The sequence below is a fragment of the Dermacoccus sp. BD5 genome (assembly GCF_044878485.1).
In the GTDB taxonomy this organism is placed as follows: domain Bacteria; phylum Actinomycetota; class Actinomycetes; order Actinomycetales; family Dermatophilaceae; genus Dermacoccus; species Dermacoccus nishinomiyaensis.
This window is the reverse complement of sequence record NZ_JANJER010000015.1, coordinates 34,017-50,863: the sequence shown is the minus strand read 5'-3', so window position 1 is coordinate 50,863 and position 16,847 is coordinate 34,017. Positions and strand designations below refer to the sequence as shown.

General features: G+C 69.1%; 18 protein-coding genes. 10 read left to right on the top strand and 8 right to left on the bottom strand.

Going from position 1 to position 16,847, the window contains the following annotated elements; genetic code table 11:
* Positions 1-169: 169 nt before the first annotated feature.
* Positions 170-1,708 (bottom strand): sugar porter family MFS transporter, encoded by a 1,539-nt coding sequence (locus tag NQ706_RS11370; RefSeq protein WP_038568061.1) that lies wholly within the window; start codon positions 1,706-1,708, stop codon positions 170-172.
* A 180-nt stretch (positions 1,709-1,888) separates the two neighbouring features.
* Between NQ706_RS11370 and NQ706_RS11365 the strand changes: the two genes are divergently transcribed.
* The 3 genes from NQ706_RS11365 (at position 1,889) to NQ706_RS11355 (ending at position 4,911) form a co-directional block, all read left to right on the top strand.
* Positions 1,889-2,176 (top strand): acylphosphatase, encoded by a 288-nt coding sequence (locus NQ706_RS11365; protein WP_038568058.1) that lies wholly within the window; start codon positions 1,889-1,891, stop codon positions 2,174-2,176.
* A gap of 4 nt (positions 2,177-2,180) precedes the next feature.
* Entirely contained in the window at positions 2,181-3,314 is a 1,134-nt protein-coding gene (locus NQ706_RS11360; protein WP_038568055.1) for a methyltransferase domain-containing protein, read from the top strand.
* Between the two features lie 172 nt (positions 3,315-3,486).
* A complete protein-coding gene (locus NQ706_RS11355) occupies positions 3,487-4,911 on the top strand; it encodes a cation:dicarboxylate symporter family transporter (protein ID WP_038568052.1) in 1,425 nt (474 codons plus the stop codon).
* Positions 4,912-5,063: 152 nt separating this feature from the next.
* Here NQ706_RS11355 and NQ706_RS11350 read toward each other — a convergent pair whose 3' ends face one another.
* Positions 5,064-5,483 carry an organic hydroperoxide resistance protein gene (locus NQ706_RS11350; protein WP_038568051.1) on the bottom strand — a complete coding sequence of 140 codons (420 nt, stop codon included), beginning with the start codon at positions 5,481-5,483 and terminating at the stop codon, positions 5,064-5,066.
* Positions 5,484-5,694: 211 nt separating this feature from the next.
* Here NQ706_RS11350 and NQ706_RS11345 point away from each other — a divergent pair, with 211 nt between their 5' ends.
* The 3 genes from NQ706_RS11345 (at position 5,695) to NQ706_RS11335 (ending at position 8,920) form a co-directional block, all read left to right on the top strand.
* The gene (locus tag NQ706_RS11345) at positions 5,695-7,158 is read left to right on the top strand and encodes an amino acid permease (RefSeq protein WP_038568048.1); all 1,464 of its coding nucleotides are present in this window, start codon (positions 5,695-5,697) and stop codon (positions 7,156-7,158) included.
* A 168-nt stretch (positions 7,159-7,326) separates the two neighbouring features.
* The gene (locus tag NQ706_RS11340) at positions 7,327-7,734 is read left to right on the top strand and encodes a hypothetical protein (protein WP_038568045.1); all 408 of its coding nucleotides are present in this window, start codon (positions 7,327-7,329) and stop codon (positions 7,732-7,734) included.
* A gap of 76 nt (positions 7,735-7,810) precedes the next feature.
* Positions 7,811-8,920: a malate/lactate/ureidoglycolate dehydrogenase gene (locus NQ706_RS11335; RefSeq protein WP_038568042.1), complete on the top strand. Its 1,110-nt coding sequence runs from the start codon at positions 7,811-7,813 to the stop codon at positions 8,918-8,920.
* Positions 8,921-8,943: 23 nt separating this feature from the next.
* On the opposite strand, the gene NQ706_RS11330 is transcribed toward NQ706_RS11335, so the two are convergent.
* Positions 8,944-10,263, bottom strand: coding sequence for a serine protease (locus tag NQ706_RS11330; RefSeq protein ID WP_239302945.1), 1,320 nt, complete (start codon positions 10,261-10,263; stop codon positions 8,944-8,946).
* Between the two features lie 155 nt (positions 10,264-10,418).
* Between NQ706_RS11330 and NQ706_RS11325 the strand changes: the two genes are divergently transcribed.
* From NQ706_RS11325 to NQ706_RS11315, 3 genes are all read left to right on the top strand, one after another.
* Entirely contained in the window at positions 10,419-11,810 is a 1,392-nt protein-coding gene (locus NQ706_RS11325) for a cystathionine beta-synthase (protein ID WP_038568027.1), read from the top strand.
* A gap of 134 nt (positions 11,811-11,944) precedes the next feature.
* Positions 11,945-12,076, top strand: a complete 132-nt coding sequence (locus NQ706_RS11320) for a hypothetical protein (protein WP_268746205.1) — start codon at positions 11,945-11,947, stop codon at positions 12,074-12,076.
* Positions 12,077-12,242: 166 nt separating this feature from the next.
* The gene (locus NQ706_RS11315) at positions 12,243-12,737 is read left to right on the top strand and encodes a DMT family transporter (RefSeq protein WP_235181914.1); all 495 of its coding nucleotides are present in this window, start codon (positions 12,243-12,245) and stop codon (positions 12,735-12,737) included.
* Positions 12,738-12,773: 36 nt separating this feature from the next.
* Here the strand turns inward: NQ706_RS11315 and fdhD are convergent, their stop codons facing one another.
* Positions 12,774-13,547 (bottom strand): formate dehydrogenase accessory sulfurtransferase FdhD, encoded by a 774-nt coding sequence (gene fdhD, locus NQ706_RS11310; RefSeq protein ID WP_006944387.1) that lies wholly within the window; start codon positions 13,545-13,547, stop codon positions 12,774-12,776.
* A 31-nt stretch (positions 13,548-13,578) separates the two neighbouring features.
* Here fdhD and NQ706_RS11305 point away from each other — a divergent pair, with 31 nt between their 5' ends.
* Positions 13,579-14,391 (top strand): fructosamine kinase family protein, encoded by an 813-nt coding sequence (locus tag NQ706_RS11305; RefSeq protein ID WP_038570850.1) that lies wholly within the window; start codon positions 13,579-13,581, stop codon positions 14,389-14,391.
* A gap of 179 nt (positions 14,392-14,570) precedes the next feature.
* Here the strand turns inward: NQ706_RS11305 and NQ706_RS11300 are convergent, their stop codons facing one another.
* The 4 genes from NQ706_RS11300 to NQ706_RS11285 all read right to left on the bottom strand — a co-directional run bounded on the left by NQ706_RS11300 (position 14,571) and on the right by NQ706_RS11285 (position 16,791).
* Positions 14,571-15,131, bottom strand: a complete 561-nt coding sequence (locus tag NQ706_RS11300; RefSeq protein ID WP_038568024.1) for a nucleosidase — start codon at positions 15,129-15,131, stop codon at positions 14,571-14,573.
* Positions 15,131-15,601, bottom strand: coding sequence for a YbjQ family protein (locus NQ706_RS11295; protein ID WP_006944389.1), 471 nt, complete (start codon positions 15,599-15,601; stop codon positions 15,131-15,133). Before NQ706_RS11295 ends, NQ706_RS11300 begins: the two co-directional genes overlap by 1 nt.
* 95 nt (positions 15,602-15,696) lie before the next feature.
* Positions 15,697-16,320, bottom strand: coding sequence for an L-threonylcarbamoyladenylate synthase (locus NQ706_RS11290; RefSeq protein WP_006944340.1), 624 nt, complete (start codon positions 16,318-16,320; stop codon positions 15,697-15,699).
* A gap of 3 nt (positions 16,321-16,323) precedes the next feature.
* Positions 16,324-16,791: an SRPBCC domain-containing protein gene (locus NQ706_RS11285; RefSeq protein WP_006944369.1), complete on the bottom strand. Its 468-nt coding sequence runs from the start codon at positions 16,789-16,791 to the stop codon at positions 16,324-16,326.
* Positions 16,792-16,847: the final 56 nt, after the last annotated feature.

The following is a 16,847-nucleotide window of genomic DNA, read 5'->3' as shown; positions in this document are numbered from 1 at the left end:
GCGTCATGAACGAGTTGTTAGCGTAAACATAACCAGGCGTTACTTGTCGAACGGCTCGTCAATGCTTCTCATGGCATTTTAGGTTTGCCTAACGTTCAGCACCAATCCCCCACGACGCGACCGGCGCTCGCCTCTCGCGCGATGAACGCCGGTCTGCGGCGGGATGCCGTCAGGCGTCGGCGGGCGAGCGCTTGTGCCCACGATGTGGCAGGAACGTGCCGTCCTGCAAGCTCGACTCGATCTCTTCGAGGCTGCGACCCTTCGTCTCAGGAACGAAGAAGTACACCGTCACCCAGGCGATGACGTTGATGACGGCGTAGAAGATCATCGCGCCCGGTAGCGACAGCCAGTCGATGAGCGTGAGGGCGGTCAGCGTGATGAGCAGGTTCGAACCCCACAGCGCGGCCGCGTGCAGCGCCGTCGCCGCCGAACGCACCTTGAGCGGGTACAGCTCCGAACCCATGAGCCACCCGACGACCTGGATGCCGCCGGCCTGGAAGAACATGAAGGACAGGATGAGCGCGAGCGCGAGGCCCGCAGGCGGGTCGTCGTTCGTCACCCAGAACGCGATGCCGAACGCGGCGATCGACACCGCCGCGCCCGGCAGCATGACGAGCATGAGACGGCGACGCCCGATGCGGTCGACGACGAACTTACCGAGCGTCGTCATGACGAGATAGACGACGCCGACGCCGACGTTGCCCGCCTGCGCCATGTGGTCGGAGAAGCCGACGTTGTTCTTCAGGATGGTCGGCGTGTAGTAGATCATCATCTCCAAGCCGGTGATCTGCGTGAAGATCGCGACCATGATGCCGGCGAACAGTGCCGGGCGAATCCACTTCTCGCTGAACAGGGTTCGCCACTCCCCCTCACCGGAGGCCTGCTGCTCTTCGCGGTAGGTGCGCTTGATCTCGGCGATCTCCGCGTCGACCGCGCGCGTGCTCGGACGCACCCAGCGCAGCACCCGACGAGCAGGGTTGACGAACCCCTGCTGCACCAGCCAGCGTGGGCTCTCCGGCAGCGGCTTCATCCCGATGAGCAGCACGAGCGCCGGAACGACAGCGGCGGCGATCCGGACCCGCCAGCTGATCGCGGAGTCGCCGAAGTAGTTGACGAGGCTCGCGGTGAGGATGCCGACGCCGATCGCGACGTTGAAGAACGTCACGTAGCTGCCGCGCTTCGCGGGCGGTGCGAGCTCGGAGATGTACGTCGGGATCGCCATCGTCGAGCCACCCACGGCGAGGCCGAGGAAGACGCGCGCGAGCGACAGCGTCCACCAGTCGTTCGCGGCGCCGCTGAGTAGCACGCCGATCGCGAACATGGCCGCGATGCCGATGATCGCCTTGCGCCGCCCGACCTTCTTGACGATGACGCTCGTGCCCAGCGCACCGAGCACCGCGCCGAGCAGGATCGATGAGGTGATGATCTCCGTGATGTTGTGCGCCGCCGAGCCGAAGCGCTCCTCGTTGATGTGGAACTCTTCGGTGACGTGCAGCATCGCACCCGAGATCACGCCGGTGTCGTAGCCGTAGAGCAGCCCGCCGAACGCGGCGATGAACGACACGTGCAGCACATGTCGACGCGCCAGACGCTCCGCGTCAGCGGGGCTGACGTCGTCGTCGCGGGCTGCGTCGGGGATGCCGCCGAGGCGACGCTCGGCGTCGGTCCACTCGTTCGGGGCGCTCTCGGCACCCGGTGCGTCGGACATGCGCCATCCATTCTCGAGGCCTGCCCAGCGACGCGGCAGGAGGAACCAAGGGTCGAGAGTGAACCTATCCAACGCGCGATCGGGCTGCGAAACCGGCGGGGGTCGACCCGAGAAACCGGCCACGGCCCCGCCCGTTCGGGGCTGGTGCAGCGCAGCGGGCCGCTGACGTACCGTAGGCGCATGTCAGTCTCGAACCAGTCCCGCGCGGTCGATCTGCGCGTCACCGGCACGGTCCAGGGCGTCAGCTACCGCGCCGCGTGCGCCGAGCAGGCGCGCACGCTGGGCCTCGTCGGATACGTCGAGAACCTCGATGACGGCGCGGTGCACGTCGTCGCCGAGGGTACGCCCGACGCCGTCGAATCGCTCGTCGACTGGTGTCACGACGGCCCCGACGCGGCGTCCGTCGACGACGTCGAGGTGCGAGACGTCGCCCCCGAGGGCCACGACGACTTCACCGTCCGCCGCTGAGCGCGTGCACTGCCACTATTTCGACGTCGGTGCGTGCCGCTCGTGCACGAACCTGGCTGTGCCGTACGACGAGCAACTCATGCGCAAACAGACGTCCGTCGAGCACACCCTCGCCGCACGAGTGGCGCCCGAGGCGTGGCTCTCCCCCACCGCATCGCGCCCGGCCGCGTTTCGCAACAAGGTGAAGTTCGCCGTCGGCGGCCACGTCGACGCTCCGACGCTCGGTCTCGCACTGCCCGGGCGCCCGGCCGTCGACCTGCGCGAGTGCCCCATCCAGGAACGGCCGATCTGGGACGTCGTGCCCGACCTCGCCGGGTTCATCACCTACGCACGTCTCATGCCCTATGACGTCGACGCGCGCACGGGCGAGCTCAAGTTCGTCATCGTCACCACCAACACTGACGGCGAGTTGCTCGTCCGCTTCGTCGTGCGCACCAATGACGGAGTCGACCGACTCAGCGCCGCCCTGCCCGCCCTGACGGACCGCCTGCCGCAGATCGTCGCCGTCTCGGCGAACATCCATCCGCAGCACAAGGCCGTCGTCGAGGGGGACGTCGAGATCGCCCTGACGCCCACGCAGACGCTGCGTGCGGCCGTCGGCGACGTGACGCTGCACCTGCAGCACCGCAGCTTCTTCCAGACGAACACCGACGTCGCCGCGGCGTTGTACCGCCAGGCGCGCGCGTGGGCCGACGACGTCGACGCGCGTCAGGTGCTCGACCTGTACTGCGGTGTCGGCGGCTTCGCCCTCCATCTTGCGGACGGCACCCGGCGCGTCCACGGCGTCGAGATCGAACCGAGCGCCATCGACAGCGCCCGCCGCAGCGCTGCGGACGCCGGCCTCGAGGCGAGCGTGACGTTCGACGTCGGCGACGCGAGCACCCTCGTCATGCCCGAGCACGACGTTCCGGATCTGGTCGTCGTCAACCCGCCGCGACGCGGCATCGAAGCGCTGGCCGACGCGCTCGAGCGCAGCTGCGTCGCGCACGTCATCTACTCGAGCTGCAACCCGACGAGCCTTGCCGCCGATCTCGCCGCGATGCCGAGCTTCGACGTGCGGGCCGCGCGACTGTTCGACATGTTTCCGCACACCAACCACGCCGAGGTCGCGGCGCTCCTGTCACGCCGGCCCGCGTGAGTTGAGTCACGGCCCGAACTCGTAGTTGACCGGAGCCCGCGAGTGCCCCCGCCCGCAGCCAGCATCGATTTCGTCACAAAATCCGGTGTGAGGCACCCCACCTCGTGGTTCGTCTGATCTTCATCCTAGGGTGAACGGCGTCACAGTTCAGCCGCAAGATCGGGAGCCATCCGTGCCGGATCAGTACGACCACGACGTATCGTCGTCGCCCACGCCACCACCGCGCAGTTCCGCTGAGGGCGCGCCGCCGGAGGTCTCCACGGCCGCGACATCCCCCAAGAAGGATCGCAGCCACTACCTCTACATCGGCGTCATCGTCGCCGTCATCGCCGGCATCGTCTTCGGTCTCGTCGCGCCGGACGCGGCGAAGGCCTGGAAGCCGCTCGGTGAGATGTTCGTCAGCCTCATCAAGATGATGATCACGCCGGTCATCTTCTGCACGATCGTGCTGGGCATCGGCTCCGTCCGCAAGGCCGCGACGGTCGGGCGCGCAGGAGGCCTGGCGCTCGCCTACTTCCTCACCATGTCGACGTTCGCGCTTGCGATCGGTCTCGTCGTCGGCAACATCATCCAGCCGGGCCACGGGCTGACGGTCAAGCACGGATCGGCCGACAAGTACGTCAAGACGGCCGAGAAGTCGGGCGGGTTCATCGACTTCCTCAAGAGCATCATCCCCGACACGTTCTTCTCCGCGTTCACCTCCGGCAGCGTCCTGCAGGTGCTGTTCATCGCACTGCTCGTCGGCTTCGCCATCCAGCGCATCGGCGACTCCGCCGAACCCGCGCTGCGTGCGATCGCCACGATGCAGAAGATCGTGTTCCGCGTGCTGTCGATGGTGCTGTGGCTCGCCCCGATCGGCGCGTTCGGTGCGATGGCGGCCGTCGTCGGCGAATCCGGCGCCAAGGCCGTCGGTGAGATGGCGAAACTGATGGCGGGCTTCTACGTCACGTGCGCGCTGTTCATCTTCGTCATTCTCGGCGCGCTGCTGTGGGTCGTCGCGCGCGTCAACATCTGGAGGCTGTTCAAGTACCTCGGCCGCGAGTTCCTCCTCATCCTTGCGACATCGTCGTCGGAGTCGGCGCTGCCGAACCTCATGGCGAAGATGGAGCACGCCGGCATCAACCGCTCCACCGTCGGCATCGTCGTGCCGACGGGATACTCGTTCAACCTCGACGGCACCGCGATCTACCTGACGATGAGTTCGCTCTTCATCGCCGACGCGATGAACATGCCGATGTCGATCGGGGAACAGATCGGCCTGCTCGTCTTCATGATCGTCGCCTCCAAGGGTGCGGCCGGCGTCACCGGCGCCGGTCTCGCCACCCTCGCCGGCGGCCTCAGCAGCCACAAGCCCGAGCTCGTCGACGGCGTCGGCCTCATCGTCGGCATCGACCGCTTCATGTCAGAGGCCCGCGCACTGACGAACTTCGCGGGCAACTCGGTCGCGACCGTTCTCATCGGCACGTGGACCAAGACGATCGACCGCGAGCGCCTCGGTGACGTGCTCGGCGGGCGCGACCCGTTCGACTACTCCTCGATGGAGGACGATCCGCACTCCTCCGGCGTGCGCGGCGCGTCGCCCGTCGCGCAGCACTGACGGTTTCGAGCGTCACGACGCATGACGAGCGGGCCCCCACCTCGAGGTGGGGACCCGCTCGTCATGTCAGTCACGCTGCCGCGGCGACGGGCCGTCGCGCGGCCGGTTCAGCCGACGCGGCGCCCGCGCGAACCGCTCTCGGTCGCGGCGCCTCAGTCCTCGCTGACGGTGATGGTGACGTCGATGTTGCCGCGCGTCGCGTTGGAGTAGGGGCACACCTGGTGCGCCTTGTCGGCGAGCGCCTGCGCCTCGTCATGCGGCAGGTCGGGGATGACGACCTCGAGTTCGACGGCGAGGCCGAAGCCCTCACCGGCCTTGCCGATGGAGACGCGCGCGCCGACGCTCGACTCCCCCAGGTCGGCGCCCGCGCCGCGGGCCACCATCTGCAGTGCCGAGTGGAAGCACGCGGCGTATCCGGCGGCGAAGAGCTGCTCGGGGTTCGCGCCGTCACCCGACCCACCCATGCTCTGTGGGACGGCGAGGTCGAGGTCGACGCGACCGTCGCTGGAGTGGACGTGGCCGTTGCGGCCGGCGCCGGTGGCGAGTGCTTCTGCGGTGTAGATCGGTTCCATGCTCGGTGCAACCACGCGAGCCCGCCGGCCATTCCATGACGACGCCACCGTCGGTGCTGCCATCAGCGCCACCGTCATGGATCGACGACGGCATCCACCCCAACTAAGCGTTATGCAACCTTGATGCGAAAGGCGTGTGTCACGTCATACCGATGAAACATCTTGCTCATAGGCTCCCCTCGGCGCGTGACCACGATCAGGAAGGCAGCGCATGTCGACACCCGCAGCGCCGGTTCATGACGAACCGGCCGGCGAGCACCTCTCCCGGGGGCTCTCCAACCGCCACCTCCAGCTCATCGCCATCGGCGGAACGATCGGCACGGGCCTGTTCATGGGCTCGGGCAAGACGATCAGCGTCGCCGGCCCGTCCGTCATCCTCGTGTACGCGATCATCGGGTTCTTCCTGTACTTCGTGCTGCGCGCCATGGGTGAGTTGCTGCTGAGCAACCTCAACTACAAGTCGTTCGCCGACTTCGCGGGCGACATCCTCGGCCCGTGGGCCTCGTACTTCGTCGGCTGGACCTACTGGTTCTGCTGGATCGCGACGGCGATCGCCGACACGACCGCCATCGCCAAGTACATTCAGTACTGGTGGCCCGACACCCCGTCGTGGATCCCCGCCGTCGGCCTCGTCGCGCTGCTGTTCCTGCTCAACCTGCCGAGCGTCAAGGCGTTCGGCGAACTCGAGTTCTGGTTCGCGCTCATCAAGGTCATCGCGATCATCACGCTCATCGTCGTCGGCCTCTACATGATCTTCACGGGCAGCTCGCACGGCGGGCAAAAGTCGTCGTTCTCGCACCTGTGGTCGCACGGCGGCATCTTCCCCATGGGGTTCATGGGCTTCGCCGCGGGCTTCCAGATCGCCGTGTTCGCGTTCGTCGGCGTCGAGCTCGTCGGCACCGCCGCTGCTGAGACGAAGGACCCGGAGAAGAACCTGCCGCGCGCCGTCAACTCGGTGCCGATCCGCATGCTGCTGTTCTACGTCGGCGCGCTCGTCATCCTCATGTCGGTGCGTCCGTGGACGGAGTTCAAGGCCGGCGAGTCGCCGTTCGTCAAGATGTTCGCCCTTGCCGGGCTCGCCGCGGCAGCCGGTGTCGTCAACTTCGTGGTCATGACGTCGGCCGCCTCGTCCGCGAACTCGGGCATCTACTCGACCTCACGCATGGTCTACGGCCTCGCCGAGGAGAACGACGCGCCGCGTGTGTTCTCGCGCCTGTCACGCAACCGCGTGCCGGTGGCTTCCCTCGCCTTGTCGTGCGGGTTGCTGCTGCTCATCGGCCTGCCGCTGCTCGGCGCGAGCGGCAGCGTCGCCGACGCGTTCGACAAGATCACGACGGTCTCCGCGATCTGCTTCATGTTCGTGTGGACGATCATCCTCATCAGCTACGTCGTCTACCGCCGTCGGCGCCCGCACCTGCACGAGGCAAGCACCTTCAAGATGCCCGGTGGCGTCGTCATGTGCTACGCGACGATGGCGTTCTTCGTCTTCGTGCTGTGGACGCTGTGGATCAAGGACGACACCCGTCAGGCGTTGCTGTGGACGCCGCTGTGGTTCGTCATCCTGCTCGCCGCGTACTTCCTCATCGTGCGTCGTCGCCCGGCGCACGAGCAGCTGCGTGCCGAGCACGCCGCGAAGGTGGAGCGGGAGAACGCCGAGGTCACGCGTCGTAGCTGACCCGGCTCGCCCACGACGACGGGGTGTCGTCCGCTCAGGCGGACGTCACCCCGTCGTCATGTCGACACGCGGCTGTGAGTCTCGTGCAGTCGCAATCGGCTCATCCCCAGGTGTGACGGCTGTGGATGACGAACGCGGCGCCGCGAAGCCAGGCGTCAGGGTGGAGCCATGACTGCTGCGCACGAACCCATCACCGACCTCACCGAGCTCGTCGCGACGTGGACGACGCTGCTCGAGACCGCCCCGCTGCGCGGGCGCAACCTGTGGCTGATGTTCCTCGACCCGAGCGCCCGCCCGCTGCCGGCCCTCACGCAGATCGAGGGCCTCAGCCTCACCCCGGATGCCCGCTCGATCGACAGCCTCGGCGAGCTCGTGCGTCACCTCGTCGACGATGATCGCGTCCCCAGCGGCGCGGCACTGTGCCTCGAACGATCGGGCACGACCGGCGCGTCACCGTTCGAGGAGGGCTGGGCCGACGCCCTGACCCGTGAGCTCGGCGAGCACCTCGCGTGGCCCGTGCTCGTGCGCACACCCGGCGGCATCACACCCGTGCGGTTGTGGTCGAGCGCGGCCTGAGACGTGCGTCGTTCGTCGGCACCGGATCGGCGCGGGCGCCGCCCGGGCCCGATTCGCGGACGCCTACGCTGGAGACATGACGTCCAATCCTGCCGCCGTGACCACACGCATCGTCCCGCCCGCCGTGGCGCACGACCTCGTCCGCACCGTCTGTGACGCGCTCGGCAGCGACGAACGCGAGGCGCGCCTCGTCGCCGACCACCTCGTCGCCGCCAACCTCGCGGGGCACGACTCGCACGGTGTCGGCATGATCCCGACGTACGTCGGCTCGGCCGCCGCGGGTGGGCTCGTCGTCAACGCCGAACTGGAGACGGTGACGGACGCGGGCGCCGTCCTCGTCGTCGACGGCGTGCACGGCTTCGGTCAGGCGATGGCGTTCGACGCGATGGCGGTCGGCATCGAACGGGCCCGCGAGTACGGTCTCGCGCTCGTGGGCCTGCGCAACTCCCACCACGTCGGCCGCATCGGTCACTGGGCCGAGCAGTGCGCGGCGGCGGGGCTCATCAGCATCCACTTCGTCAACGTCGGCGGCAGCCTCATGGTCGCGCCGTTCGGCGGCAGCGACGCCCGTTTCAGCACGAACCCGTTCTGCGTCGCCTTCCCGCGTGTCGGTGAACCGACCATCCTGCTCGACTTCGCGACGAGCGCCATCGCGTACGGCAAGGCGCGTGTCGCGCACAACAAGGGCGTCGAGGCACCCGAGGGCAGCCTCATCGACCACGAGGGGCGCCCGACGGACGACCCGTCGGTGCTGTTCGACGAACCGCACGGCGCGCTGCGTGCCATGGGTCTGCACAAGGGCGGGGGCCTGGCCATCATGTGCGAACTGCTCGGCGGCGCCCTCACAGGCGGGCTGACGACGCGTGAGGAGACGGCGCACGATGCGACGTCGATCTACAACTCGATGACGAGCATCCTCATCGACCCGAACGCACTCGGCTCACTCGACTCCGGCGCGGCCGATGCTTTCCTCGAATGGGTCAAGGCCTCCCCCGCGCCCGCCGGCGCCGAGCATGGGCCGCTGCTGCCCGGCGAGGTCGAACGCGCCACGCGCGCCACCCGCACCCGCGACGGTCTGCCTGTCGACGAGACGACGTGGCGCGGCATCGCGGACGCGGCGCGCGCCGCAGGCGTCCCCGACGACGACACCACCCTCGCCGCCTGGAACGCCTGCGCCGCCGCCTGAATGCGTCAGAGCTCCTGAGCGCGTCAGCCCGCCGTCACGCTGACGTCGTCGACGAGGAAGCTCGTCGCGAGGTCGGCGTCCTCGCTCTCACTGAAACGCAGCGTGACGCTGCGGCCCTTGTACGCCGACAGATCGACGGTGTGACGCACGTAGTCGCTGCTCGCATCGAGGTTCGAGGCTGACGCCACACGCTTCGTCGAGGTGCCGTCGACGACGTCAAGACTGAACGTGTCGTAGGCGCGCGAGCCGGTCTCGGCCGTCACGACACGGCTCCAGTACGTCAGCGTCGGGGTCTTCGCGTTCGCGGGGATCGTGACGCTCTGGCTGAGCGATTCGCTGACGCGTCGGCCGTTGCCGCCCAGCCACGCCTTCGCCGCGCCGCCGTGCGCGGCGTACGTCACATCGGTCGTGATGGCGCCCGTCGTGCCGCCCCAGCCGCGGGTGCCGGATTCGAAGTCACCGTTGACGAGAAGGTTCGTGTCCGGTGTAGGAGTCGGCGTCGGGTCGGTCGGCGGCTGCGCGGGCGTCGCGCCGAACAGGGTGCAGCCCTTGAGCCCGAGGTCGATGCGCCCGGCGGTGAAGCACGCGGTGAGCGGGTACGTCTGCTGACCGTAGCTCTGGCCCTGGTGGACGCTGACGTTGCCCGCCGCGTCGACCTCGCACGGATTGTCGAGTGTGCAGCGCTTGCCGTCGTCGTTGCCGGTGTTGTTGATGCCGATGACGGTGCCGCTCGTCGCATCGACGATCGGCGAGCCGGAGCTGCCGTGCGGCGTCTGGCACGTCGAGTAGCGGATCGAGTCGTTCATCGTGTAGCCGCCCTCCTTCAACCGGTACACGAAACCGTTGATCGCGCAGCCGTAGTGCTGCTTCCAGTAGCCCGACGGAATGTCGATGCTTGCCTCGTCGCTCGGGTGCGTGGCCGCGAGCGGGCGAGCGGTGACGTTCTTCGTCGCGAGCTGCGCGTACGTCGACGTGCTGCGGTACACGGCGACATCGGTGCCCGTCATCGTCGCGTACTGGAGGCGATCGAGTGTCAGCTTCGTCACGGTGTGCGCGTCGCTGCCGCCGAGCACGGTCGCCGAACGTGTCTCGGCCTTGTCGTAGACGAACGTCGACGGCTCCGGCATCGTGCCGATGCAGTGCCCGTTCGTCAGGACGAGGGCCTTGTCGGTGTCGGCAGCGCCGGGGAAGCGCACGAGCGAACCCGAGCAGTTGTCGAGCGCGACGATCGCGTCGTACGTGGCGAACCGCGTCGCGGCGCTCGATGCGGGAGCCGAGGCGAGGGTGGCTGCGCCGACGACGGCGCTGAGCGCGACCAACGGGATGCGGGTGCGAACGGCCATGGGGATCTCCTGGTGATGAGGCGGGCGCACCCGCGTCTACACGGCGTTGTCACACCGCAAGTCACACAGTAGAACGACAGGTCATGTCCAGGTGGCGTTGAGCTTCGGCGAATTCTCGCCACGCCCCTACCGGCACGGCATGAAATGATCCAGCCATGAACTATGCGGAGAGCGTCGTCGATCTGGTCGGAAACACCCCTCTGGTCAAGCTGGGCACCGTCGCGCGTGAGGCGGGCGTGCGCGCGACCGTCCTCGCGAAGGTCGAGTACTTCAACCCCGGCGGCTCGGTCAAGGACCGCATCGCCCTCAAGATGATCGAGGCGGCCGAGGCCTCCGGCGAGCTGAAGCCCGGCGGCACCATCGTCGAGCCGACCTCGGGCAACACCGGCGTCGGTCTCGCGCTCGTCGCGCAGCGCAAGGGTTACCGCTGCATCTTCGTCTGCCCCGACAAGGTCGCCAAGGACAAGATGGACGTGCTGCGCGCCTACGGCGCCCAGGTCGTCGTCACGCCGACGTCCGTCGCGCCCGACCACCCCGACTCGTACTACTCGGTCTCCGACCGCATCACGCAGGAGACGCCCGGGGCGTGGAAGCCGAACCAGTTCTTCAACCAGCACGGCCCGCAGTCGCACTACGAGACGACCGGCCCGGAGATCTGGCGCGACACCGACGGGCGCGTCACGCACTTCGTCGCGGGCGCCGGCACGGGCGGCACCATCTCGGGCACCGGCCGCTACCTCAAGGAGGTCAGCGCCGAGCGCCGCGAGGCCGACGGTGGGCCCGTGCGCATCATCGGCGCCGACCCGGAGGGCTCGATCTACTCGGGCGGCACCGGGCGTCCCTACCTCGTCGAGGGCGTCGGTGAGGACATGTGGCCCGGCGCCTACGACCCGTCGGTGCCGGACGACGTCATCGCCGTCAACGACGCCGAGGCGTTCGCCATGACGCGTCAGCTCGCCGAGAAGGAGGGCCTGCTCGTCGGCGGTTCGAGCGGCATGGCCGTCGTCGCCGCGCTACGCGTGGCGAAGGACCTGCCCGAGGACGCCGTCGTCGTCGTTCTGCTGCCCGACTCCGGGCGCGGCTACATGTCGAAGATCTTCGACGACGCGTGGATGAACTCCTACGGCTTCATCACCGGCGAGGGCGAGCGCACCGTCGGCGACGTGCTGCAGGCCAAGTCCGGCGACCTGCCCGACCTCGTCCACACCCACCCGCAGGAGACGATCCGCGACGCGATCGACATCATGCGCGAGTACGGCGTCAGCCAGCTCCCCGTCGTCGCCGCCGAGCCGCCCGTTATGCTCGGCGAGGTGCGCGGCGCCGTCAGCGAGCGCACGCTCATGGACCTGTTGTTCGCCGGGGACGCGCAGCTCAGCGACGCCATCGCCGACCACCTCGGCGAGGGCCTGCCGCTCATCGGCCGCGGCGAACCGGTGTCGGCGGCGCGCGAGGCGCTGCATGACGAGGGCGCCGTCCTCGTCGTCGACGGCGGCCGCCCCATCGGCGTCCTCACCCGCTTCGACCTGCTCGAAGCGCTCGCGAACTGACGCCGGACCTGGCGTCAGGACGCAGGAGTCCCGCCGTGAATCGCATGCCGGTCGGCGCGCAGTCCGTGTTGCTGGCGCTCATGTGGGTTCGAGCTTCCTGTTCATGAAGGTCGGCCTCGAGGTGGCTGTCCGTTGTGCAGGTCGTGCTCGCCCGCATGGCGAGCGGCGCGCTCGCGCTGCTCGCGATCTGTGCGGTGCGGCGCCAACCGCTCCCGCGGGATCGTGCGGTGCGGGGCCACCTGCTCGTCGTCACGATGCTGTTGTGAGTCGTGCCGTTTCTACTCTTCGCGTGGGCCGAGCAGCACGCCTCCTCCAGCTTGGCGAGCATCTAAGACGTGACGGCGCCGCTCATGACGATGATCGTCGCCGTCGCGGCGCTGCCGGAGGAACGGCTGACCGCGTGATCGCGCCATCGTCCTCGGCTTCGTCGGCGTGCTCACCATCCTGTCGCCGTGGCACTCACTCGGCGGTTCGAGCGCGACGGGTCAGCTCGCGTGCCTCGCCGCGACCGCGTGCCACGGCCTCGGCTTCACCTACCTGAGCAAGCAGATCGCTCCGCGTGGGCTGCCGGCGCTCGCCGTCGCGTGCGCCCAGGTCTCGCTCGGCGCGCTCGTCATGCTCGTGCTCACGCCGTTCGTGGGCCGCGGCGAGGTGCCCCTCAGCTGGCGCGTCGTGCTGAGCATGCTCGCGTTGGGCGCACCTGGCACGGGCATGGCGTACGTGTGGAACACGAATGTCGTGAGTGCCTGGGGCCCGACGAACGCGTCGAGCGTCACCTACCTCACGCCCGTCGTCGGCGTCGTCCTCGGTTGTCATCTTCCTCGGGGAGCACATGACGTGAAACGAACCGATCGGCGCCGCGCTCGTCGTACTCGGCATCGTCGTGAGCCAAAGACGATTGAAGCGGCTGACGTCCCGCTGAGCTGATCGAGAGAGGACGCGGCGCCGTCGAGGGCTCGTCCGTCAGGCGCTGACGCGGTCGGCGCTGGCGTAGATGTTGAAGTGGTCGCGGCGCATCATGCCGACGAGCACGAGTCCGTATTCCTCGCACAGATCGACGGCCATCGAGCTCGGCGCCGATACCGCGACGATGCCGCTGACGCCCGCCGCGACGGCCTTCTGGACGATCTCAAAAGACACCCGGCCGGACACGACGAGCAGCCGATCCGTCGCGGGCAGCTCGCCCTCCATGAGCGCGCGACCCAGCACCTTGTCGACGGCGTTGTGACGCCCGACGTCCTCCCGCACCGGCCCCAGCACCCCGTCGTACGTCGCGAGCGCTGCCGCGTGCAGCCCGCCGGTGCGTTCGAAGGCACGCTGGCCGCGGCGCAGAGCGTCGGGCAGTTCGCGAGCGACGTCGGCGCTCAACACCTTTTCGCACGTCGCGATGGCGGGTCCGAGCGTCAGCTGGTCGGCGCTGCACACGCCGCATGCTGCGCCGGTGACGAACGAGCGCGGACGCGGTGGTTCGACGCCGGCGGCGAGGGTGATCTCGATGGCGTCGGTCTCGTTCTTCCAGCATCCGCGCAGCTGACGGATGTGCTCCGGCGCGCTCGTTCCCGACTCGACGAGCAGCCACCCGGCGGCGAGTTCGGTGTCGTGCCCGGGCGTGCGCATGAGGACAGCCAGGGTCGTGTCGTCGAGGTGCAGTTCGAGGGGCGCCTCGACGACGAGGTCGTCGGGGCGACGGCTCATGCCCCCGGCGTTGATGCGGTGGACGGGGCGGCGCGTGGTCATCTGCGGCACCTCGCGAGCGTACTCTCATCGCATGAACGGACGCGAGAACACGTACGTGAAGCAGCGAGCCGGCGCGCCGTCCGGCTTCTTCGCCACGGAGGCTGCGGGGTTGCGGTGGCTCGCCGCAGCGAGCGCCGATGGGGGCGTCGACGTCGTCGAGGTGCTCGACCAGGACGCCACGTCGGTGACGTTGGAGCGCCTAGACGAGGCTCGCCCGAGCGACGGCGTCGACGCGGCCGCGGCCCGGTTCGGTGCTGCTCTGGCGGCGACGCATGCGGCGGGTGCCCCCACGTTCGGTGCGCTGCCGCCCGGCGCGTCGACGTACTTCTTCGGTCCGCTCGATCAGCCGCTCACGCTCCCCCATGTCGAATCGGCGACGTTCGGGGCGTTCTACACGCAGGCCCGGCTGCGACCGGTGCTGGAACGCACGCGGCTGGCGGGACGCGACGCTGACCTCGCGCAGCGCGTCTGCGGCGCCGTCGAATCGGGGGCCGTCGACACCTGGGGCGCCTCGGGTGAGTTCGTGCGGCCCGCCCGCGTACACGGCGACCTGTGGAGCGGCAACGTCCTGTGGACGCGCGGCGGCGCCGTCGTCATCGACCCCGCGGCGTGCGGGCACCACCCGCTCGCGGACCTCGCGATGCTGACGATGTTCGGCGCCCCCGGGCTCGAGGCGATTCTCGATTCCTACGCCGAGGCCGCCCACCTGCCCGACGACTGGCGCGAGCAGCTGCCGTTGCATCAGCTGTTCGGCTGGCTCGTCCACCTGCATCTGTTCGGCGCGGGCTACGCCGAGCCCGTCTCGCGGGCCCTCGGCGCGTCGGCCCGGCTGTTGAGCGTGTGAAGCCTTGGAGGCGTGCGCTCAGTCGCGGATCTCACGGTCCATGGCACAGCGTCTGACCGTGGCGTTGCCCCGCTCCTGACGGCTTGCGACGCGACGGCCGACCGTATGCTGATGCCGCTCGCGAGCCGCGGAGCTAGCGCTGCCACATCCCGCGGCGCGTGCGTTCGCCCAGCGGCGCGTCAGGTGGACGAGACGTTGGCGGTGAACCAGGCCGCGAGGTCGCGCGCCGAGGTGTCGACGAGCGTCGCCCAGTCGAACGCGGAGGCGTCGGCGTCGTCCGAGACGTGCTTGACGACGCGCACGGGCACGTCGAACGCCTGGCAGGCCGCGACGACGGCGTAGCCCTCCATGTCGACGAGCGACGCGCGCTCGGCAAGAGCATCCCGCACCTGTGCGTCGCTGACGAACAGGTCACCCGTGGCCAGGACGAGCTCTGGGTCGCCTGCCCCGACGCCGAGGCGCTCGCGCACGTCGTGGCCGAGGGCGCGGATCGCGTCGGCACTGATGTCGTGGTTGAGCACGACGCCCGGCTCGAAGACGCCCCGCATGCCGGGGCGCAGGGCTCCACATGAGCCGAGGTTGACGACCTGCAGCCCCGCCCGTTCCTGCGGGGTGCGCTCCGCGAGTGCCCGCGTCGTTGCGATTGCCGCCGCGGTCTTGCCCAGGCCGGTCAGGACCACGTCGACGTCAGCGGGAAGATAGCGCGTCTCGCTGGCCGCCGCGGCGACGACGAGCGTCATCACCGCTGTGCGTCAGCGTTGCCCTGCCACTGCTGCGAGGGCTCGCCCGAGCCGCCCGCGAACTGCTGGCCCATGCTCTGCGACGCCGGCGCATTCCACTGCTGCGCCCCGCCCTGCTGACCCTGGTGCGCCTGCTGCCCGCCCTGCTGGCCGTCAGGTGCGATATAGACGGCCGTGCCGTAGGCGCACACCTCGATGCCGGTCTGTGCGAACTCGTTCGTCTCGAAGCGGAATGCCACGACGGCGTTCGCGCCGCGCGCCTGCGCCTCGGCGGCCAGGCGGGACAACGCTTCACGGCGGCACTCGACGAGCAGTTCGGTGATGCCCTTGAGCTCACCACCGGCCATGGCCTTGAGCCCGGCGCCTATGTTGGAGCCGATGTGGCGCGAGCGCACCGTCAGGCCGAAGCACTCACCCATCGTCGCCTCGATGCGGTGGCCGGTCACGTCGTTCGTCGTCACGATGATCATGACGTCGAGTCTAGGCGGCACGCACCGTCCGCGGGGGTGGATCGCCGCGCTTCTCCGGCCCTTGTTCCAGGCCCCGTTCGCGCGGCGACTCGGCGTCAGCCCTCGAAGCGCGCGACGTCGCCGGCACCGACGCGCAACACGGTCGGCGCCGCGTCCGTGTAGTCGATGACGCTCGTCGGGCGAGGCTCGACCTCGTCGGCATCGATGACGATGTCGACCTCATGGTCGAGCGCGTCCTTGACGGCCCAGCCGTAGGTGAACGGCTCGTCCTGGTCGGGCAGAATGAGCGACGTCGACAGCAGCGGCTCGCCCAACTCCGCGACGATGGCGCGCGCGATCGGATGGTCGTCGAGACGCACCCCGACCGTCTTCTTCTTCGGGTGCACGAGCTTGCGCGGCACCTCCGCCGTCGCCGGCAGGATGAACGTGTACGGCCCCGGCGTCGAGGCCTTGATCGCCCGAAACGCGGCGTTGTTGAGCTGTACGAGCTGACCGAGTTGTGCGAAGTCCTCGCACACGAGCGTGAAGTCGTGCTTGGCGTCGAGGTGCCGGATGCGCACCATGCGCTCCTTGCCCTCGGCGTTGCCGAGCGCGCAACCGAGAGCGAAACCTGACGACGTCGGGTAGGCGATGAGCGCGCCGTCACGCAGAGCGTCGACGACCTGACGAACGGTGCGCGGCTGCGGGTTCTGGGGGTGGATGTCGAGGAAGAGCGCCATGCCTCAGGCTACGCCGCGCGGATCACGCGCCGCCACCCTGATCCCCCGCGCGTGACGGCGGGTGTGGGCGACGAACTCGGCGAGGATGAGCGGCCAGTCGCCGTACCGGGCGCGCGCGCCTGCGTTGTCGTCGTCCCAACCGTCGTGCTCGAAGGTGACGCGGGTGCCCCATTCGCTGTCGCTGAACCGGACGCTGACGCGGCTCGGATGACGATGCTCGCCGCGGCGCCAGCAGTCGAAGACGATCGACGAGCGCAGGTCGACGCTGACGACCTCGCCCCACGCGCGATCCTCGCCGCCGATTCGGAAGCTGACGGTCCCGCCCGGACGGGCCTCGATGACGACGCCCGCATGACGCGCGGGGTCAGGAGTCTGCAGCGGCGGCCACCACTTGCCGATCTCGCCGACGAACAGGTAGAACGCGGCCGCCGGCGGCACCGGGACGTCATGGGTGAGCGTGATCTTGTCCACCGACGCATCTCCCTGGCTCTCGACAGCAGCCCGCACACTATGGCACGGGCGACGAG